Raw genomic sequence first — 21,484 nt, 5'->3', positions numbered from 1 at the left:
CCACCCAATGAGTGCTTAATAAGGAGGATGTAAGATGAACGAAGGGAACAAAACCTTATATCGAATTCCTCAATCAGGCAAAATTGCAGGCGTATGTTCAGGGATTGCTGATTACTTTAATTTTGAAACCTGGTTGGTACGAGTTGTTGCGGCTTCAATCTTTTTACTTGGTGGCTCTGGCATAGTATTAATCATCTATGTATTACTATGGATGATTTTGGATATTAAGCCTGGTACGGGTAAAAATGAGGTTTCTAATAAGGAAATTGGTGTAAAGAAAAAAGTTTGGCAGTCTGGTGAGCCAGCTAAAATGGCGTTAAAGGATGTAAACAGCCAATTTAGGTCTTTAGAAGTACGATTACAAAATCTAGAGCGCCACGTAACATCAGATAACTATGATTTAAAAAATCAAATCAACAACCTATAGTTAATTCATCAAGCTATAGTTCAAAGACGGGGCAGGCTATACTGCCCTAGAACTTTCTTATACGGGTTGTACTTCAATATATGGCGAGCTTCAAACAGTCACTTAAAAAACTCGGTAAAAATACCCAAGCAGTTGCACTTAGAACCACAGACCGAAATTTACGATTAGCGGTTACAGGATTAGCAGGTGCAGGTAAAACGGCTTTCATTACCGGCCTAGTGAATCAATTATTGCACTCAGGGATTGCTGAAACCGGCTCTCAGCTGCCTTTGTGGCGAGTTGCTAGAGATAGTCGGCTCTATGGTGTAAAGCGCGACTTGCAACCAGATTTAACCATTCCGAGTTTTAATTACGATGCTGCAATTCAGTCGTTAGTAAACGAGCCACAAACTTGGCCAGTGTCGACTCGAAATATTAGTGAATTGCGTTTAGCGATAAAGTACCGCCCAGCAAAAGGTTTATTATCGAAGCTGACTGATAGTGCAACATTATATTTAGATATCGTTGATTATCCCGGCGAGTGGCTACTCGATCTGCCTATGCTAAAGCAATCATTTCAGCAATGGTCAGTTAGCCAATCTACTCGCAAACAAGTTTTCCAGCGTTCTAAACACTTTGAAGCATTCTCTGAGGCGATAAATAGTATTGACCTTACTAGTGCAGCTGATGAGTTAAAACTGCAAGAAATAACCGATCTTTATCAAAGGGTTTTGCAGGACTGTGTCAGTAACCATGGTTTTTATTATGCCCAGCCAGGTCGACTATTATTGCCCGGTGAACTTGAAGGGACGCCAGTTTTAGCCTTGTTTCCGTTACTCAATATTGATGACTCAGGTTTTCAATCGTTAGAGCTATCGATACCGAATAGCTTTTATCACACGCTAAAGCAACGTTATTACGAATACGTAAACCGAGTCGTTAAGCCTTTTTATCAAGACTATTTTGCTAAATTTGACCGCCAAATCGTGCTAGTAGACTGCTTTACACCGCTTAACCGTGGTCGTGAACAATTTGATGATATGAAGTCGGCGCTGCATGCGGTAATTGAAAGCTTCCACTTTGGTCAATCAAGCTTACTTAAACGATTGTTTTCACCAAAAATTGATAAACTTTTGTTTGCTGCGAGTAAGGTTGATCATGTGACTCGCGACCAACAGGGTAATGTGTTGTCACTATTGACGCAGTTGATCCAGCAGAGTCAGCAATTTGCTAAGTTTGAAGGCTGTGAAGTTGAAACAATGGCTATTAGTGCCATTAAATCAACCAGTCATGGAATGGTTAAGCAAGATGGTAAAGAAATTGAAGTCGTGCGGGGAACTGAGTTAGTTAATCGCCAAGCAGTTACTCTCTTTCCGGGGGAAGTTCCTAAATCGCTGCCGTCAGCAGATTTTTGGGATAAGCAAGGTTTTGAGTTTATAAACTTTGCGCCTACTAATCAGCGCAACTCGCGCAGTAGCGCCGACTTTGAACATATACGTTTAGACCATGTATTACAGTTTTTATTAGGCGATAAGCTTAAGTAATTCGTGTAGAGCACATGGTTGAGTGAATAGATATAAAAGAGAGTAGTCATGTCTCAAGGTGACCGTTTTATAAAAAAACAGCAACGCTTTGATGCTCAAGATAAAGAGCCTGAAGTGAGTTTGGCACATTCCGTTAGCTTTGAGTCTAAAGTGGAGTTTATTGAAGCCGAATCATTAACCGATGCTGAAATAGAGTCTAATATCAACCAGCAATTATCTGGTTTTGAGAGTATTGATTTAGCACAAGACAAGCCTGTTAAGACCCGTCGAAGCATGCTAGGTAAGCTTTGCCTATTTAGTATTGTATTAGTGGTTATCGTTGAAGCTATTCTTGGCTTACAAGCTGCGTTTATTCAAAGTAGTTGGTTATTTGCTTTATATGCCGGTGTTACCGCTTTAGTTGTTTTGTGGACAGGTAAAATCACCTTAGGTGAATGGCGTCATTTAAAGGCTTTAAAGCAGGTGGAAGATACCCAAGCGGTTGGTCAGCGATTATCACAAAGCATGCAAATGGGCGAGGCTGATAAATTCATCGACTCGATTATGGCTAAGTTACCTACTACTGCTGAAACATCTAAATTTAGTATGAGCCTAACGCCAGAGCAAAATGATGCTGAAAAGCTCATGTTGTTTGATGAGATTGTGCTTACTGAAAGAGATTTAGCTGCCAAAAAAATTGTACGCCGTTTTGCTCAGGAGTCTGCATTACTTTTAGCTGCTAGCCCATTGGCTGTATTAGATATGGCCATTATATTGTGGCGGAATCAAAGCATGATTAATCAGCTGGCGGAATGTTACGGGGTCGAGCTTGGCTACTGGAGCAGAATTAAGCTTATTCGAAGTATTATTACTAATATTATTTATGCAGGCTCAAGTGAAATAGTGACGGATTTAGGTACGCAGCTATTATCTGTTGAGATGTCTGGTAAATTATCAGCAAGGCTTGGACAAGGACTCGGTGGTGGACTGCTAACTGCTAGGTTGGGTTATCAGGCCATGGCGTTGTGTAGGCCGTTAGCGTTTAGTCTTGATTCTAAGCCTAAACTGTCAAGTATTCATAAAGAGCTTCTGCTTAGCTTAAAAGAGCTTTCATCGAGTGTGCTCAGTAAAACGGTGAGCACTGTGGATAAAGCGGAGAAAGTAGAGCGTAGCTAATTAATCTTAAGTAGATGATTACGACAATACGGTTATCATCTAATCGTATCGTATCGTATCGTATCGTATCGTTTCGAGCTAAATGTGAGACTACATTTAGCTCTATTAATTTAATTGTCTTAGCCTCCTAATTAACAAGTATTTTTGATTTCATATCACAAACTCCTTTTGCATTAACTCTTGTGTGTAACATATTTTTTACATACGTCCTTGGGTGAATTACTTACTTTTAGTTTGAATTTCAATCCGCTTCGTCCATGTTGAGTTATGAGTACAAGCCGATCTTTGTCGTTACTTCTGAAGTTTGTGTTTTAGGTAACAGCGAAAAGCAATAACTAAAAACAGAACTGGCTTTGCTGCTTATAGCTTGGTATCGAAAAAGATAACAGGGCGAAAACAGCAGGTAAAAAGCGCTTTGAATAAAGGTAGAATCGTATGCAAGATAAATGGCAACTTGCCACCAAGGTGATCCACGCAGGGCATGAACGCAATGAGACTGGGGCATTGGTGACACCTTTGTGCCAAAGCGCAACATTTGTTTTTGATAATGCTCAGCAAGGCGGTGCCCGTTTTGCTGGTGAAGAACAAGGTTATATTTATACCCGCTTAGGTAATCCAACTACGGCAGAACTCGAGCGTAAAATCGCAGCTTTAGAGGGCAGTGAAGCGGCAGCGGCAACAGGCTCTGGTATGGCGGCTGTGTCAGCAGCACTATTAGCCAATCTAAACTGCGGTGATCACCTTGTTGCTTCTAACGCGGTTTATGGGTGCACCTTTTCGTTGATGAGCTCTTTACTAGCTAAATTTGGCATAGAGGTTAGCTTAGTCAACTTTAGTGATAAAACCGCGATAATCGATGCTGTGCGCCCAAATACTAAAGTGATTTTTTGCGAAACGCCGGTGAATCCGCATTTAGATGTATATGATCTGCAGATGATTGCTCAGATCGCTAAACAGCACAATTTAATCAGTATCGTTGATAACACCTTTATGACGCCATTGTTACAGCAGCCAATAAAGCACGGTATTGATATTGTTATCCATAGCGCGACTAAATACTTAAATGGACATGGTGATGTGATTGCCGGTGTAATTTGCGCAAGTGAACAACAAATGCAAGTTATCAAGTACGAAGTATTAAAAGATGTAGGCGCTGTTTTATCCCCCCATGATGCATGGTTAATTTTGCGTGGTCTAAAAACTTTAGATGTGCGAATCGAAAGGCATTGTGACAATGCAGAAAAAGTCGCTGAATATTTAGCAAGGCATCATAAAATATCTAAAGTTTATTATCCTGGACTTAAAAGTCATCCTGGACATCATTTGGTAGGTCAGCAAATGCGCAGGGCTGGTGGTGTGATAGCATTTGAACTTAATGCAAGCTTTGAACAATCGCTCGCATTTATTAATCATTTATCGTTGTTTTCAATTGCTGTAAGTCTCGGTGATGCAGAATCATTAATTCAGCATCCAGCGTCGATGACACACTCTCCTTATACTGAAGAACAACGGTTAGCAGCGGGAATTAAAGATAATTTACTTAGAATTTCAGTAGGTCTGGAGTCCGTTGAAGATATTATTCAAGCGTTAGAGCAAGGTCTAGAAAGGCTTTAAGTAGCAGTTTTAAGCGTTTTATTGATATTTGAGTGGGGCGGTGAGCTTTTAGACAATGCTGAAGTTTGCTTTACCAAAAGTCGCCCTGCCAATAATGGCAGGGCGGTTTTATTAGATTTCCCAGAATGTATGCGCAATGATGTAAAGCACAACCATACTGATAAAGTTAATGATAACACCTGCTTTCATCATCTCTGATTGCTTGATGTATCCAGAGCCATAAACAATAGCGTTTGGCGGTGTTGCTACAGGAAGCATAAAGGCACAAGAAGCGGCGATGCCAATTAATACTGATAGCATTACCGGTGATAGACCTAGTGCTTCGGCAATTGCAGCAAATACAGGCACGAGTAGCGCAGCACTTGCAGTATTACTAGCAAACTCAGTTAACATCACAACAAAGGCAATCACGGCAAAAGTGAAAAGTGCCATATGAGTGTTACCAAAAATATCGGTGATCCAGTGTGCTAAAAATACGCTGGTACCCGTTGCCTTTAACACTGCACTTAATGTTAGGCCACCACCAAATAAAATCAGTACACCCCAATCTGTAGTCGTTTCAATTTTTTTCCATTTAACAAGACCAAGACCTGCAAGTAAAACCACAGCGCCAAGTGCAACTATGGTATCAAACTTTGAGATCCCACCTAATGCTTGAGAAATAGGTTTACTGAAAATCCAGCAACATACGGTGCTGATAAAAATAAGTAAGGTTAACTTGCCTTGAAAAGTCAGTGATTGCTTTTCTGTATTTAGCTCACAAACCATTGATAGGTCAGGTTTAAGATATAGATATAGCGCAATCAACATCATAGGAAGCATGATAGCAACGGTAATAAGGCCAAACTCGAGCCAGTCGGCAAATGAAAGACCTACTTGCGCTGCAGCAATAGCATTTGGTGGGCTACCAACTAAGGTACCAATCCCGCCAATGTTTGCAGAGTAAGCAATACCTAGTAATAAAAATAGGTAAGTACTTTTGTGCTGTTTAATATCAATTTGATGCAAGATCCCAAGTGCTAACGGCAGCATCATAGCGGTTGTCGCAGTGTTACTGATCCACATGGAAAGTCCCGCAGTGATCCCAAATAACATCAGGCAGGCTACCGATAAACGGCCTTTAGAGGCGCCCAGAACTTTTTGGGCGATCAACTTATCAATGCCTTGATGATTTAACGCGGCAGCTAAAACAAAACCACCAAAGAAAAGGTAAATAATAGGGTTAGCAAAGTGGCTCATTGCTGATTGGGTTTCAAATACGCCAAACAGCACCGCCATAATTGGGATTAAAATTGCGGTAATGCTGATATGGATAGCTTCTGTTAACCATAAAATAGCGGCAAATACTAACATTGCCAAACCTGTATTAACGCCTTGTTCAAAGGGAAGAAAGTTATACATTAAAAACAACAACAGGATATCTGCAGCAAGAATGATCAAGTTCTTTTGCTGTTTAGACATTTTAGTATCGGTCGTGTCGGGTATTTTGGTTGATTCAAATGACATTTGAATGTCCCTTATTATTTTAAGTTGGCTCACTCTAATTCAGCTTTGATTAAGTTCAAAATCTGTTGCCACGTTAAAAATTTACCGTTTTGACCACTGAAAATAGTGATGTGATTCACGTATATTTCGGTTTTGTGATGATTAAATATGAAGCTTGTGCTGATTTTTCGAAATTTACTCATCAAAACATCAATAATTCGATAATCGTCCCAACTAACTGAAAGTTATTTGTAATACGTGAAGTGTGATCTCGATCTCTTTAGTTGTGGTTCGGGTGTGATGGCGGGCGCTCGATAGCGAAAAGCTCGACTATGATCTACCTTTTGTTTGTGGCCAAGGAAATGGATTAAGGCCATTAATGTTAGGAAAATACAAAGGAGCAATTATGTACAAACATATTTTATCTGGTTTTATTCTTTTAAGCTTGCTTGCTTTTACGGTTGAGGCGGCGCCTAAGAAAGTTGAGGTTGCACCTGCTTCAGGGACGAGTCAGTTGCAGTTAGTTAAAATTAACAGTGCAACAGTAACCGAACTAGCAGCGTTGAGCGGAGTTGGTGAAGCAAAGGCTCAAGCAATTGTTGAGTATCGTAAAGTTCACGGTAACTTTAAATCGATTGAGCAACTTAATGAAGTTAAAGGTATTGGAGAAAAGCTGATAGAGAAAAACAGAGCCAGTTTGAGCCTATAAGTGGCACTGGTTTTTTAAAATCAGTTCTTTAAAGCTGTTTTTAAAGTCGATGAAGCCCTTTTTTAAGGGCTTTTGTTTATAGAATCGTCGATTGAACCCAATATAGGCTAAGTTACGTGATAATCACTTGATTGCTGGAGATGCATAATAGATAATGCACTCGTTCTTTAGAGCAAGGCTCTAATAGAAAGCAATGGTGACCCTAGGGTCCCCCCGCAATGATAACTTGTGAACTCGGCCAGGCCCGGAAGGGAGCAACCGCAGCAGGCGACTCATGTGCCGGGGTGTGGCTCTAGGGGAGCCTCCAAACTAAAGTCTAATCAAAGACTTATCTCAGAAAGGCCTCAGGTGATACACTTGGCGGTACACTCGATGAGAAATAGTTTAGCTAAAACTCCCCTTTTTCATCCATATCGATTTCTAACTCTCCTTTAAAACATAAATAATCATCTTATCTATAGATATTGAATTTCTTATATTTGCACATATGCTTTTTGGCTGTTTTTTGTTTTCAGGTGCTCTTGAGGGGATGGTGTTCAGCGTTCTGTATTGTTTTTCAAAAACGCCCGCGACTTTTCGAGTGCTTTTTGGATTTCGTGTTTCATCTGCTGTAGCTCGTTGTAATCTTCGAAGAAGTAGGTATCGACTAGATGGCGAATATAACGTGTTGGTAGTTGATTTAGGGTGATACAGCAAAGATCTGCTAAGTAGTCAGATGGTAGTTCATCGAGTAAGCCTTCATCTGACAGCATTTCGAGTAATAACACTTCGTAATAGTTTCTGATCTCTAATTGCATGGCTGGTTCCTTTTCCCTGGCTTTACTCGGTACTTACTTGTTATTTTGACAAATACGATTTTTAATGGCTTGCTAGTGGCCGCTTTTCATATTGTCGTTACTGGTATCGTGCGATGTTAATCCTGCTATTTTAGAGCTTATTGGCAACAGCTTGTTGCCATACTTGATTCGCTGCGATGAATAACTGGCTATGACGCTGATTTAATTTTGTAATATCTCTACTGTAACCACCACCAATCACACAAGCAACCGGGATTTTTGCTGATTTTGCTTGCTGTAATACCAGTTTGTCTCGTTCAAAAATGCCTTGGCTAGTGATGTTTAGATAACCTAGGCGGTCATCTTGGTGAATATCGACACCCGCATCGTAAATAATGAGATCGGGCCGATGCAGGCGAATTAAATAGGCCAATGTTTGATTGACGGTTTCTAAGTATTGTTTATCTTCAGTGCCGCGAGTTAACTCAATGTCATAGTCTGAATGTTGTTTACGGCTAGGGAAGTTCTTTTGGCAGTGAACTGAACAAGTGATGATGTTGGGATTAGATTGCACTATAGTTGCGGTGCCATCGCCTTGATGTACGTCGCAATCAAATATGAGAACAGTTTCAATATTGTCATTTTGCAGGCAGTGCATTGCTGCAAGAGCGAGATCATTGAAAATACAATAACCACTGCCAAACTCATGGTGGGCATGATGGTATCCGCCACTTAAATGAAGGGCGCAACCATGCTCAATAGCTTGCTCGCAGGTGAGCGCTGTACCAGCAACAGAATAAAGTGTGCGCTCAACTAATGCTTCACTCCAAGGGAATCCAATACGGCGCATGGCTTTGTTATCGATTGTTCCATCAATAAATTTTGCGACATAGTCGGAGTCATGAAGCTGGTTTAAGTATTTAGCTGTGACTTTTTCTGGTGCAATAAACTGGGGTTTTATCGCGATACCTTGTTGTAAAAGGTAATCATATAGGTAGCGATATTTAGTACTGGGAAATTGATGGTTAGCAGGTAACGCCAGCTTAGAGTAGCTGGCGTGATATACCAAAGGGAGCATTTTTGTTAGCAATAAACAGCAGCTAAATTACAGTTGTTTAATTGCCCAGCTCATGAACTCTTTACGAGTTTGTTCATCAGCCTGTAGCCACCAGTATTGAAGCATTTGCTCAGCTTTAGCTGTATCTGCTGTTGCTGCGGCAGGAGCCGCTTTAGCCGTTTCAGGTAATGTTGCAGCTGCAGCAGGAGAAGGTTTGCTTACTGGTGCAGTAGGTGTTGCTGCAACGGCAACTGCTGCGCCAGTCGCGGCAGCGGCTTCAGCGTCAACATCTGTTGGGTTATTACCGCTAAATAGACGAGAAACAAATGATTCTTCGCTAATATTAGTTTGCGTGACTTTGTAGCTTACATTGCCATTATCTTCGCGGGTTACTACAACTTGCGGCGCTTTGGCGAAGCTTTTTGGATTCTTAACAAATTCACCGTCAGCAGGCTTTAGTTGGTAGCTATAGTCGCCGTCTACATTAATAGTCACGATAAACGCATTTGATTTGATATTCGTTTCGCTATCACTGAAGTCATCTGCTACAAGATCATTATAGCGAATGGCTATTTTGTGAGTACCTTGTTCAAGCTCAATTTCAGATTTGTGGCTAAATAAGCTGGTTTCAACTTCTTTACCGTCAACAGCGATATACTCAAAAGCCATAGGGATGTTGAAGTCAGCGGCAAAAGCGGCTGAAGAACCACATAGAGCGAGAAGTGCGGTAATAGTTAAACGTGGTTTCATGTTTGTTCCTTAACGATTGTGACTTTTAAACGGTCGCTCGAATAATTGGATGCGATCTTCAATGTAACTGGTCGCTTGTCGGCATTTACCTAACCGACTGTGCAGCGATAAGATCTCATGCTGCAGCTTGATTTTGTCAGCACTATGACAGTTTTCAAGTGAAGATTGCAAATTTTCAATTTTTTGTTCAATAATCTTAGCCCAGTTCAAATGTTTGTTAAGTTCTTCATAAAGTTGATGGCTATTTTGCATCACACTTGAGGCTATCCAGCTAAAGCCGCTGTCGGCATGAGATTGATTACCACGCTTAATTGCATAGGCTCGACGACTGCGCTTTTGTTGCTCGATGGACTTAACATTGATCCCGGTTGTAGACAGTGCTCGGCGTAATGCGCTGAACCTGTCTTGAATTTTCACACAGCTTGAAACTATGGTGTAAGGCGAGCGTTTAGCTTTTAAAAGCTGTTCAAGCTGGATAATATTTTTTGAGAGTTGATCGATGCAGGGCTGAAGTTGACCACCGACTTGTATAAACAGCTCACTATTAAAGCGCTCAACATCTTGCATCATTTTACGTTGTCCAGGCGGAAGTCGAGAGTCATGCTGCAAGACCTCTTGCTCTAACTGTTTGAGCTGCTGTTTTAGCTTTGCTACAAGTTGCTCGTTGGTCATAGCCAAGCACTCCATACTAATTGCGCGGCAATTAATAGTATAACGGTAATAAATATTGGGCGAATAAAGGGGAGACCAAATTTAATCGCTGAGTGAGCGCCTAAATAAGAGCCGGCCATCATACAAAGCCCCATAGATAAACCCACCATTATATGAACTTTGCCTAAGGCGATAAAAATAATCAGTGACGTAAGGTTACTCGTAAAAGTCATCGCACGGGCAAGGCCACAGCTATATAGTAGTGGCAGTTGATGTAGTCCTGTACTTGATACCGTCCAAAAGGCACCGATTCCGGGGCCTGCAAAACCATCATAAAACCCAAGCGGTAAACCTTGCAGCCATTGCTTTAATTTATTTTTGGCACGAGTTGGAATTTTATGGTTATTGCCACCCATCGCATTCGGCTGAAAAAGGGTATAAAGCGCAATAGCGATAATCATAATGGGTAGCCATTTTTCTAGCCATTGATTATCTATAAGGTACACAATAAATGTGCCTAAAACTGCGCCTATAAAGGTAGCGACAAATGTGTGATACCACAAAGAGGGAGAAAACAAGCGCTGCTTATAATACGTATACGCCGCTACCGATGAGCCGAAGCTCGCTGCCAGTTTGTTAGTGCCAAGGGCCATGTGCGGTGAAACACCCATTGTTAGCAACGCAGGAATAGACAACAAACCACCACCGCCAGAAACCGCATCAATAAATCCGGCAATAAATCCAACTAACGCGAGTATGGCCCAGCTGCTTGGGTCGAGAATTAAATCCAATGCTTGTCCTATTCAATCACACGGCGAAACGGCGGCAGGGCATCTAGCAACGATTTCCCATAACGTTTTGTCACTAAACGTCTGTCTAAAATCGATATCCGGCCGTAATCCTGCTCTTTACGGAGTAATCTACCACAGCTTTGCACTAATTTGCGTGATGCGTCTGGAATGGTTAGCTGTAAAAATGGGTTACCGCCTTTGATTTTAATGTATTCTGAATGTGCTTGCTCAACCGGTGAGGTTGGTACTGCAAACGGCAATTTCGTAATAATAAGGTTGGTGAGGTAATCACCTGGGAGGTCGAGACCTTCAGAGAAACTGCCTGTGCCAAAAATAATACTCGGTTTGCCTGCGTCACAGCGCTCTTTATGTTGCTTTAAGATCTCTTGTCTTGGCAAAGAGCCTTGAATGAGTAGACCCGTTTTGATTTTTGATTCAACTAAATCTGCCACTTTTTCCATTTGCCAGTATGAGGCAAATAGCACCAAACTAGCCATTTCGTCTTCAACAAGTGCAACAATATGCTTTGCTAACTCATCTGTGTACTTATCGTCAGTTGGTTCGCAGTCCATTTTTGGCAAAAATAGTGTCGCGTTTTGTTCAAAATCAAATGGCGAATCTAATGCTAAATAACGGCTACCATCATTGATTGACAGTCCAACTTGATGAGTAAAATGATTAAAGTTATTAAGTGCTCTTAAGGTTGCGCTACAAAGTACGACCCCAGCAGCTTTATCCCATAACAGGTTTTCAAGCATAAAGCCTACTTCTATAGGTGATGCGTTGAATAGATAATCTGGTTGTTTACCCGTTAGCTGTTCAATCCAGCGAGCCATTGGCGCACCTTTGGGACTATCCTCTTTGGCCATCATCTTCCACAGCTTTTGTAGATTCTCTAAACGCTGCAGCATAAAGCCTGTTTCTGAAAGCAGCGCTTCTGATTGATGTTTGGGGATCTCGCCATCTTTAATCGCTTCGTTGAGTAGCGAAAGCATTTTGTTAAATTGCTTAAGTGCAAGATTTGACGCTGTAGCTAGGTTTTCTGCTAGAACCATTAACGCTGACGGTAATCTGCCATGCTCAAACCGAAAACGATTTTCGGGGTTATCAAACTTCGCTGATTGGGCATCGCAAAATTGCGCCACTTGATTGAGCATGCCGGCAATATCACCAATATGATCCAACATTGATTGTGCTGGAGCGATGATATAGTTGCTCTTAATTTGGTTTTGTAACTTGCTGGTGGTTTTAGTTAGCTTTTCTAACCAATCATTGGCGCCACGAATAGTGGCCTGTGCGCTGCTAAAGTCTCTGGCAACAATCGGTAAATGGTGCGCTTCGTCAATAACGTAATAGAGATCTTCAGGATCTGGCAAAATTACACCGCCGCCAAGTTCTAAGTCAGCAAATAACAAACTATGGTTGGCGATCAGTACATCCCAAGTGTCGATATCTTCTCGGGCTTTATGAAACGGGCAGTTACGGTGGCTGGCAAGTTGGCGGTGACAGCTATGCTTGTCGCAGGCGATTTGCTGCCATAAATGATCGGGTAAGGGTTTGGTTAATGTATCGCGTTCACCATTCCATTTACCGGCTTGATAATCTTTTAATAAGCCTTCAAGCATATCAACCTGGCTTTGATCTGGCTTAGTTTGCCACATGGCCAATTGGCTGCTGTTGTCAGGCCCTACCATCATTTCTAGCTTAGATAGGCAAACATAACGTTGACGCCCTTTGACTAAGCCAAAGGTAAAGTCGAGACCTGATTGCTGTAAAAAGAATGGCAGATCTTTATGCAGTAATTGCTCTTGCAGTGCAACAGTAGCCGTAGCAATACAGACCTTTTTCTTGCTGGCTAACGCAAGCGGTATTGAACCTAAAATATAAGCAAGTGATTTACCAATACCAGTACCCGCTTCAACCACAATAATGCGGCGTTGTTTGTCATATTCACCGGCAAGCGTTTTTGATATTTCCGCAACAATATAATTTTGCTCGCGGCGCGGGCGAAAGTTAGGCAGCGAAGTAGAAATGCCTTTATATATGGTACGAATTTGGGTTTTAACGTCTGCGGTTAACATGAATGCACTAAGCTAATAAATAGTGCTGTACATAATAACAGTGATTACTTAGCCTAAGAAGCATTTAGTGATGATTAGTGAATTTAATTGAGAATTAAGTATGAAAATAGCAGCGAGTGGGCAACAACTGATTAAAGGCAGAGTGTTAACTCGTCATGCTATCCATCGGCAAGGCAGCTTGGTTTTACAATACTTTATTCAAACTGAATCGGGCCCTGTGACGGTTGAAATTCCGGACCAGGAGCATGTGTGCTTTATAAAGAGCAGTGACTCTCCATTACTTGAGACTAATGATGGCTTAAAAGGGATGCGAGCAAGTGCTGTAAAGCTGAAGAGTTTTACTCATGAACCGGTCACAGCCCTATATTGTGGCGATGGAAGGCAACTGCGTACCTTAGTGCGTATCGCTAAAGATCTGGATATTGAGCTATTTGAAGCTGATATTAAGGCTGAACATCGCTTTTTGATTGAGCGCTTTATTGCATTAGATGTGGAGTTTTATGGTCACTTCTTAGCCGAGAGTCAATCTAATGATAACAAGCCTGTGTTTATTGGCAGCCGAGCACGTCAGACTGAAACCACCACACGTTTGCAAGCAATATCGCTCGATTTTGAATGTAGTTTTGCAGGAGAACTTTATTCCGTTGGTTTATACGGGCAAACCAATGACGGCATTGTTTATCAAAAAGTGATTATGGTTGGCGACTCTACTCAAAGCTCTGCTCAAGCTTCTGAGCAAGACTTAGATCAAGGAAATGAGCAAGATTATATCGAATGGGTACAGAATGAAGCTGCATTAATTCATCGTCTAATCGCTTGGTTTGATGAGTATGACCCCGACATCATTATAGGTTGGGCGGTGGTTACGTTTGACCTTGCTTTGCTTTACCGCAGAGCTAAGCACCATGGTATAGCCTTAATCATAGGTCGAAATAATCAAACCTTGAGCTGGAAAGTAGAGGACAAATATCGGCCGGAAACGCTCTCTTTGCCGGGGCGGGTGGTGTTAGATGGTATTGATTGGTTAAAAGCGGCCTTTTATCAGTTTGATCGCTACTCGCTAGAGCATGTCTCGCAGGTTTTACTCGATGAAGGTAAGGCTATCCATAATGTTGATAACCGAATGGATGAAATTAATGACTTATTTACTAACGACAAACCTGCGTTAGCCCATTACAACATTACTGATAGTCGGCTTGTTTGGGACATTTTTGAAAAAACGCAATTATTTGATTTTGTACTTGAGCGAGCCAAGTTAACCGGCTTAGAACTTGGTCGAGTTGGCGCGTCAGTCGCTGCCTTTAATAACCTCTATTTACCGCATTTGCATCGTGCAGGCTTTGTCGCGCCGAGTCGACCTGCGAGTGATGGTATAGAAAGCCCGGGTGGCTACGTGATGGACTCAGTACCAGGCTTATATAAACATATTCTGGTTTTAGACTTTAAAAGTCTTTATCCCTCAATTATCCGTACTTTTTTGATTGATCCTAAAGGGCTCATCGAAGGACTCGCTTTACCCGAAGATAAGACAGTTCCCGGGTTTTTAGGAGGTCGCTTTAGCCGTAGTCAGCCTATTTTGCCTATGTTGATTAGAAAGCTGTCAGAGCAGCGAGAGCTCGCAAAATCTCACCGCAATGCACCTTTATCTCAAGCGATTAAAATCATCATGAACTCTTTATATGGTGTGTTGGGATCTCGTGGTTGTGTTTTTCATGATGCGAAACTGGCAAGCTCGATTACGATGCGCGGCCACGAAATAATGAAACAAACGCGAGCTTGGGTTGAAGCTGAAGGCTTTGAGGTGATCTATGGCGACACAGATTCAACTTTTGTTTGGTTAGGCAATGATTTCGACTCGAGTATGGTTGAGCAAACGGGTAAGGCTTTAGCCGATAAGATTAACCAGCTATGGCAACAAAAGCTTGAGCAAGAGTTTGCGTTAACGAGCTTTTTAGAGTTGGAGTTTGAAACCCACTTTGAGCAGTTTTTTATGCCAACACTACGTGGGTCGGTAGAAGGTTCTAAGAAGCGCTATGTAGGCACTAAAAGTAACCCAGAGGGCGAGTCAAAACTGATCTTTAAAGGTATGGAGCAAGTCCGTAGCGATTGGTCTCCATTAGCTAGACGGGTTCAGTATGAATTATATGATCGACTTTTCAATCAGCAAGATGTGGTCTCTTATCTTAAAGGTATCGTTGAGCAGCTTAAAAGAGGGGAGCTTGACGACGAATTAGTTTTTACTAAACCGTTAAGACGAAATTTAGAAGATTATACAGCTAAATCAGCGCCGCATTTAAAAGCTGCTCGCAGATTATCGCAGGTAACGGGTGATGAGCAATATACTAAGCGCGGTGCAAGAATCGAGTATCTCATCACGATTAAAGGCGCCGAGCCTTTAGGTCACTGTTTAAGCTCCATTGACTACGAATACTATTTATCTAGACAATTAGAGCCAATTGCTGAACCTATTCTTACTATATTGAAAACTACTTTCATAGAAATAACCTCGGCACAGATGTCGTTAATTTAAGGGTTTTGTTATTAATTTATAGCTAACCAAATGTTAATGGTTGGTTCAATGTTTCGCGTGTTCTGTGTTTGCTAGTTAATTAGGTGCAAAAACTGGCAAATAGTGTGATGTTCGTCTTTGAGTGGTAGATAATCTTTTGCTAATCTCCGCAGTAATCAGGATAGAAAGAAAACAACGGAATGGATGACGATTTGAATGAAGCAGACTGAACAACATTAAGGTTAGGCAAATTAAATGAAAAAGACTTTAGTAGCATCGGCTTTGGCCGCAGTAATATTTGTGCCAACAGCATCAGCGATTGAAATCTATAAAGATGATAAAAACGCGGTTGAAATTGGTGGTTTTATCGATGCTCGAGTGATTAACACTCAAGGTTCTACAGAAGTTGTTGATGGTGCGTCACGCATCAACTTCGGTTTTACTCGTGAAATGACTCACGGCTGGAAAGCTTACACAAAACTTGAGTGGGGCATTAACCCATTCGGTAACACTGATATCGTTTATAACAGTGAAAGTAACTTCGCATCTCAAAGCAGTGACTTCTTAAACAACCGCCTAGGTTATGTTGGTCTAGCTCATGACACTTATGGTTCTATCACTATTGGTAAGCAATGGGGTGCATGGTACGACGTAGTTTACAACACTAACTACGGTTTTGTATGGGATGGTAATGCTTCTGGTACTTACACTTACAACAAAGCTGACGGTGCTGTAAACGGTACTGGTCGCGGTGATAAGACTGTTCAATACCGTAATGCTTTCGGTGATTTTAGCTTCGCACTACAAGCCCAATTAAAGCAAGATGAGTTCGAAGTTGATGAAGTTCCTGGTGCTTCAAGCCCAATCCTACCAACTGCTAGCTTTATGAATGTTAAAGCTGCAGGTGTAAACGTACAAAACTCTGTAACGACAGTTGAATACAACTACACATATGGCGGTGCTGCAACATACAACGTTACTGACATGCTAACACTTACTGCTGGTTTCAACTTTGGCGAGTTTGAAGCAACAACTTCAGCTGGTAAGCGTCTAACTGAAACTGACTCTATCTATGGTGTTGGTGCGACTTGGGGGAACTGGGATGCAGAAGGTGTATACGCTGCATTTAACGTGAACAAGCAAGAGTTCCACGATACTGACAACCTAGGTCGTATGATGCCAGAAGCTTGGGGCCTAGAATCTATTGCTTCTTACAAGTTTGATAATGGTATCCGTACTTTCGTTTCTTACAACATTCTAGAAGCGGGTGATGAATACGAAGCCGCTTACGATAGCGTATTTAAGCGTCAGTTCGCTGTAGCTGGTGTGCACTATGTTTGGGATTCAAACACAGTTCTTTATCTAGAAGGTCGTAAAGATTTCAGCGATTTCTCTGGTGCTAATGAAGAAGCAATGGCAAAGTCTGAAGATGACGGTATCGCAATCGGTATCCGCTACACTTTATAAGACAGCCTGAATATGAACCCTTAACTAATTAGTTAATGGTTTCTAAAAAAACCGAGTTCTTTTAAGGACTCGGTTTTTTTGTGCTTGTTGCCTAATCGGTTAGAAAGAAAGTGTATCTATAGTATTTGTATAAAGGAAGTAAATAGTCTTGTAATCAAAGCGCTATAAGTTGGCCTCTATTTTATTTAAAGCTAGATTGATTACAAAACTTGTATCACTTATCAGTGTAAATAAATATTTACGGGCTTGAGTTGTTTTTCGACTGTAAATTTAAAAATTAAAGTCTAACGATTAACGTTTCATTTCTTTTTTTGTGGGGCCTTGCTGAGACCAGTCCTTTTCACGGTAGAGGTTGTTATCCACGCAAAACCCTAAACTAGTACTTATTTACTATCAGCACCTTAGCTCTTCTCGAGTTTTCCATTTTTAATTAGTTGCTTATTTTTCTTATCTTTCAATGAGAGTTAATAGGCATAGTCTTTATAACTTCTAGTTTCCATCACATTAACCTAAGACGTTAGTTAGTTAACTGCAGCCAGCCTGTATCGCTTGAATTTTTAATTGATTCAATTGTTGTAAAGTTGTTGCAACTGTGTTTTTATTTGTTTGCGTTTTATCATTTCATTAACACGTGATGCGTGGATTGATAAAAGCTAAAAAAATAAAAGAAGTCCAGGGAGATTTACAATGTATAAGAATAATTTACTCGCTAATTCGGTGCGTTTAGCGCTCGTTAGCGGTGCAATGACTGCAGCATTCACCGTTCCGGCTGTTATAGCAGCCGATGAAGACGGCGTTGAACGTATTGAAGTTACTGGTTCACGTATCAAAAGAACTGACATGGAAGGTGCAAACCCTGTTACGTTAATCGATGCCGCGGCTATTGAAAAAATGAGCGTTAATAATGTCGGTGACTTACTGCAAAACCTGACTTCATCGGCAGGTGCTGCTGTAAACACACAGACCAACAACGGTGGTGATTCAAGTACTCGTTTTTCACTTCGTGGTATTGGTTCTGAGCGTACATTGGTACTTATCAACGGTCGCCGTGTTGTAGCTGGTGGTGGGGGAGCTAACTCTTCAGTCGATTTAAATACCATTCCAACAGCAATTGTTAAACGTGTTGAGATCCTTAAAGATGGTGCATCTGCAACTTACGGCTCTGATGCGATTGCCGGTGTTGTTAACATTATTACCAAGAATGACTTTGAAGGGTTCGAAGTTAAGCTTAACTACGGTGGAAGTGACAAAGGTGATGCCAAAACTAAAGGCGTAGATGTTACTTTTGGCGCAGAAAGTGAGCGAGGAAATGTCGTTGTGGCACTTGGTTATAGTGACCAAGGTGATGTATTTATGGGAGACCGTTCATTTTCGGAGTATGAACTACGTGCATACGAAGATGGAACGACACAACAAGGCGGTTCTTCTGCGCCACCATGGGTAAATGCTAACACAGCTGATGGTCGTGTAACTCGTGGACCTGAGTATGGAGACTGGAGACCTTATGACGGTGCTACAGATTCATATAACTACAACCCAGTGAACTACCTACAAACGCCAAGTAAGCGTCGATATGCTTCGGTATTTTCAAATTATACTTTAGGTGAGTTTGGTTTCTTGGGCGAAGTTAACTCTTTTGCTGAAGCTAACTATGTGCAAACAACAGGTAACAGATTGATTGCACCTGAGCCGCTAGCCCCATTGGTATTCTTCGGCTCACCGGCGCCTTATTCTCCGAATAACTATTACAACCAAAAAATGGGTCCTAAGGATGCAAATGGTAATGCTTATCAAATTGATGATTGGCGTCGCCGTATGTTAGAAACTGGTGGCCGTGCTAACGAGCGTGATTATAAGACTTTCCGTACCGCTGTAGGTTTTAATGGTGTATTCACGAATGGTTGGGATTGGGAAGTTTCATACGTATGGGGTCAAAGTGACTCTGTAGAAAAAGCTCAAGGTTACTTTAACCTAGATCGTGTTGCTGAAGCGGTAGGCCCTACAGGCTGGTTAGATTCAAATGGCAACCTTATGGTTGATGGCAATGGCGATGCTATCGTTGATGCTGCTGGAGACCAACTTGTTTGTTTAGATGCTGATGGTGGCGTTATCGCAGGTTGTGTACCGTTAAATATCTTCGGTACACCAGGATCTGATGATCAAGTTTCACAAGAGATGCTTCAGTATATCTCTGGTGACTATAATACAACTGAAACAGGTCAAAATAAGCAAGAAGTATTGTCTGCCATTGTTTCTGGTGACTTGTTCGACTTACCAGCGGGCTCTGTTGGGTTCGCAGCAGGTTGGGAACAGCGCACAGAATCAGGTTCTTATACTCCAGACTCACTTATTCTTCAAGGTATTACTACAGCAGGCTCTGCGGTAGGTACTAGTGGTGGGTATCAAGTTCAAGAGTTCTTTGGTGAATTAATTGTACCTATCCTGTCTGATATGCCTTTCGCTCACATGTTAGATTTTGAAGCGGCAATGCGCTATTCAGATTATGACACCTTTGGCGATAACACGAGTGGTAAGCTAGGTATCAAGTGGATGCCAGTTGAGTCGTTAATGGTTCGTGCTACGTTATCTGAAGCATTCCGAGCACCAACAACATCTGATTTATTTGGTGGTGCATCTGTTGGATTCCCTGAAGCAATCGATCCATGTGATGGCAACTTCTATACTGATGCAGAATATGCAGCGATTAAAGCCTCTCCGAACTGGGCTAACTGTACCGGTACCGGTGTACCTGTAGATGGATATGATTCTGGTGGTGTTGAGCAGATCCCAACCAATGGTGGTGGTTCTGAAAACTGGAATGGAGCGGTTACATTAACACCAGAAACTGCAGATGTATTAACTGTTGGTTTAGTATTTAATCCTGAGTTTATTGAAAACTTCTCAATGAGTGTGGATTACTGGAAAATTGAGCTAGATAACGCCATTTCTACAGTTGGTACACAAACTCGTCTAGATGGTTGTTTCAATTCTAACGAATACTGTGAAACGATTACTCGTTTTGGTGCTGACAGCGCTGCAGCTGGTGGTATCATTACAGTTGATAACTATACCGTCAACGTGGGTGGAATCGATACTGCGGGTGTTGATTTTGATTTCCGCTACACTCTAGAGTCTGGAATTGGTGATTGGGGCTTCGGTATTGACGGTACTTATTTACTGCAGTATGACAAGTATCTAGCCGATGGTTCAGTTATTGACCATGTTGGCCGTTTCGAAGGAAACCATGATGGTATGTTCGCTGAATGGAAGACTAACTTTACGGTTAATTGGTCTATTTCTGACTTTAATACGTCACTAATTACTCGTTATATTAGCGGTGTAACAGAGACAGAAGCTGGTTGGTGGACAGACCCATTTGAAAGAGATGTTGATTCAAATGTTGTTGTAGATTTCCAAACTAACTATGCATTCAACGACCATCTAACGCTTACAGCGGGTGTAGATAATGTCTTTGATGAAGCGCCACCATTTGTGTATTCAGCATTTGGGGCTAATACAGATGTTTCAACATATGATGTGATCGGTAGAACCATCTATGTTAGAGCAGGTATTAGATTCTAAGATAAATTTATATTCAAAGGGCGCTTAGCGCCCTTTTTTTATTTTTGTCAAGGAGATAGGTATGAGAAAATTATTGATTTTATCGTTGTTTTTATTTGTCGGTTGTGAGTCCTCACAGGATATGTTTAAAAACCAGACGGACGATGGGGAAGTTGTAATTGCTGGTGTTCATTGCGAAATGATGTCACGCACAGGCTCGAATAGAAAAACTAAAGTATGTAGGACCACGGAACAAATGGAAAAGGATAAAAAAGAAGCCTATACGTCCTTGAGCCGTAAACAAAAAACGGGCTATACCACAGGTAATTAAGTGTGGTTTTATTTCGAACCATAAGCTGAATATAGAGTCAATTTTGGATTGTAGCTGCTAAAGCCCCAAGGTTACTTGGGCTTTTTGGCTCCGAAATTAAATCACCTACTTCAATCAATAACGCTTTGTATGAATATGTGAACGTATTGTCGAATTGATCGTGTGTTCCGGATGATATTAGCTGTTGTTTAAACTTTCGATTTTAAAATTGACGTTCGCATTAATCGGTAAAAATACTCTAGAAGGTACTTAATCTCTCGTTTAGGGCTTATAAACCGACAACAGCATCAGAAGTTGTTAATAATGGTCATTAGGAATAAATGATGGCTCAGAGCGATCCTCACAAGAAGTAAAACGTGTGTAGCACTGATGAGCAGGCGAAGGAAAAGGCTGTACATCAGCCAAAAAATAAAAAGTAATTTATATATATTGAGTTTCTTTTAGGCTGACAACTTATCGTATTTCCCCTAAAGTTTTGTTTTAATGTCCACATGTATTGCAATAGTCATAATACAGGGTTTCGTATTTTTCTTAATGGAAAAGTAATTAATAGAGGTTAGCCCCTATTTGATAATTCCTTTAAGTATGCAAACTTTA

General features: G+C 41.3%; 16 protein-coding genes and 1 other RNA gene. 10 read left to right on the top strand and 7 right to left on the bottom strand.

The window, feature by feature from the left end; genetic code table 11:
- Positions 1-34: 34 nt before the first annotated feature.
- The 4 genes from pspC to MSG37_RS04565 all read left to right on the top strand — a co-directional run bounded on the left by pspC (position 35) and on the right by MSG37_RS04565 (position 4,719).
- Positions 35-427: an envelope stress response membrane protein PspC gene (pspC, locus tag MSG37_RS04580; protein WP_248469396.1), complete on the top strand. Its 393-nt coding sequence runs from the start codon at positions 35-37 to the stop codon at positions 425-427.
- 80 nt (positions 428-507) lie between these two features.
- Complete coding sequence (locus tag MSG37_RS04575) at positions 508-1,950, top strand: YcjX family protein (protein ID WP_248469395.1); 1,443 nt, start codon at positions 508-510, stop codon at positions 1,948-1,950.
- 48 nt (positions 1,951-1,998) lie between these two features.
- Positions 1,999-3,105, top strand: coding sequence for a TIGR01620 family protein (locus MSG37_RS04570; protein WP_248469394.1), 1,107 nt, complete (start codon positions 1,999-2,001; stop codon positions 3,103-3,105).
- A gap of 435 nt (positions 3,106-3,540) precedes the next feature.
- Complete coding sequence (locus MSG37_RS04565) at positions 3,541-4,719, top strand: PLP-dependent aspartate aminotransferase family protein (protein ID WP_248469393.1); 1,179 nt, start codon at positions 3,541-3,543, stop codon at positions 4,717-4,719.
- A gap of 111 nt (positions 4,720-4,830) precedes the next feature.
- On the opposite strand, the gene MSG37_RS04560 is transcribed toward MSG37_RS04565, so the two are convergent.
- On the bottom strand, positions 4,831-6,225 hold the full coding sequence (locus MSG37_RS04560) for a DASS family sodium-coupled anion symporter (protein WP_248469392.1): 1,395 nt from the start codon (positions 6,223-6,225) through the stop codon (positions 4,831-4,833).
- 385 nt (positions 6,226-6,610) lie between these two features.
- On the opposite strand from MSG37_RS04560, the gene MSG37_RS04555 reads away from it, so the two are divergent.
- Together MSG37_RS04555 and ffs are read left to right on the top strand one after the other, a co-directional pair.
- A complete protein-coding gene (locus MSG37_RS04555) occupies positions 6,611-6,913 on the top strand; it encodes a ComEA family DNA-binding protein (RefSeq protein ID WP_248469391.1) in 303 nt (100 codons plus the stop codon).
- 202 nt (positions 6,914-7,115) lie between these two features.
- Positions 7,116-7,212: signal recognition particle sRNA small type (gene ffs / locus MSG37_RS04550), an RNA gene on the top strand.
- Between the two features lie 237 nt (positions 7,213-7,449).
- Here ffs and MSG37_RS04545 read toward each other — a convergent pair.
- From MSG37_RS04545 to dinG, 6 genes are all read right to left on the bottom strand, one after another.
- Entirely contained in the window at positions 7,450-7,710 is a 261-nt protein-coding gene (locus tag MSG37_RS04545) for a late competence development ComFB family protein (protein WP_248469390.1), read from the bottom strand.
- A gap of 130 nt (positions 7,711-7,840) precedes the next feature.
- Entirely contained in the window at positions 7,841-8,767 is a 927-nt protein-coding gene (locus MSG37_RS04540) for a histone deacetylase (RefSeq protein ID WP_248469389.1), read from the bottom strand.
- Positions 8,768-8,794: 27 nt separating this feature from the next.
- Positions 8,795-9,496 carry a DUF2057 domain-containing protein gene (locus tag MSG37_RS04535; RefSeq protein WP_248469388.1) on the bottom strand — a complete coding sequence of 234 codons (702 nt, stop codon included), beginning with the start codon at positions 9,494-9,496 and terminating at the stop codon, positions 8,795-8,797.
- A gap of 9 nt (positions 9,497-9,505) precedes the next feature.
- Positions 9,506-10,168, bottom strand: a complete 663-nt coding sequence (locus MSG37_RS04530) for a primosomal replication protein (RefSeq protein WP_248469387.1) — start codon at positions 10,166-10,168, stop codon at positions 9,506-9,508.
- A complete protein-coding gene (locus MSG37_RS04525) occupies positions 10,165-10,938 on the bottom strand; it encodes a TSUP family transporter (protein ID WP_248469386.1) in 774 nt (257 codons plus the stop codon). Before MSG37_RS04525 ends, MSG37_RS04530 begins: the two co-directional genes overlap by 4 nt.
- Before the next feature lie 8 nt (positions 10,939-10,946).
- Positions 10,947-13,019, bottom strand: coding sequence for an ATP-dependent DNA helicase DinG (gene dinG / locus MSG37_RS04520; protein WP_248469385.1), 2,073 nt, complete (start codon positions 13,017-13,019; stop codon positions 10,947-10,949).
- A gap of 100 nt (positions 13,020-13,119) precedes the next feature.
- On the opposite strand from dinG, the gene MSG37_RS04515 reads away from it, so the two are divergent.
- From MSG37_RS04515 to MSG37_RS04500, 4 genes are all read left to right on the top strand, one after another.
- Complete coding sequence (locus MSG37_RS04515) at positions 13,120-15,549, top strand: DNA polymerase II (RefSeq protein WP_248469384.1); 2,430 nt, start codon at positions 13,120-13,122, stop codon at positions 15,547-15,549.
- A 234-nt stretch (positions 15,550-15,783) separates the two neighbouring features.
- Positions 15,784-16,995, top strand: coding sequence for a porin (locus tag MSG37_RS04510; protein ID WP_248469383.1), 1,212 nt, complete (start codon positions 15,784-15,786; stop codon positions 16,993-16,995).
- Positions 16,996-17,682: 687 nt separating this feature from the next.
- Positions 17,683-20,577: a TonB-dependent receptor gene (locus tag MSG37_RS04505; protein ID WP_248469382.1), complete on the top strand. Its 2,895-nt coding sequence runs from the start codon at positions 17,683-17,685 to the stop codon at positions 20,575-20,577.
- A 61-nt stretch (positions 20,578-20,638) separates the two neighbouring features.
- A complete protein-coding gene (locus MSG37_RS04500) occupies positions 20,639-20,887 on the top strand; it encodes a hypothetical protein (protein WP_248469381.1) in 249 nt (82 codons plus the stop codon).
- The last annotated feature ends 597 nt before the right edge of the window (positions 20,888-21,484 follow it).

It is taken from the genome of Shewanella sp. 1CM18E, from assembly GCF_023161665.1.
GTDB lineage: Bacteria > Pseudomonadota > Gammaproteobacteria > Enterobacterales > Shewanellaceae > Shewanella.
The sequence above is the reverse complement of the archived record's forward strand: the minus strand, read 5'-3'. Positions and strand labels throughout refer to the sequence as shown.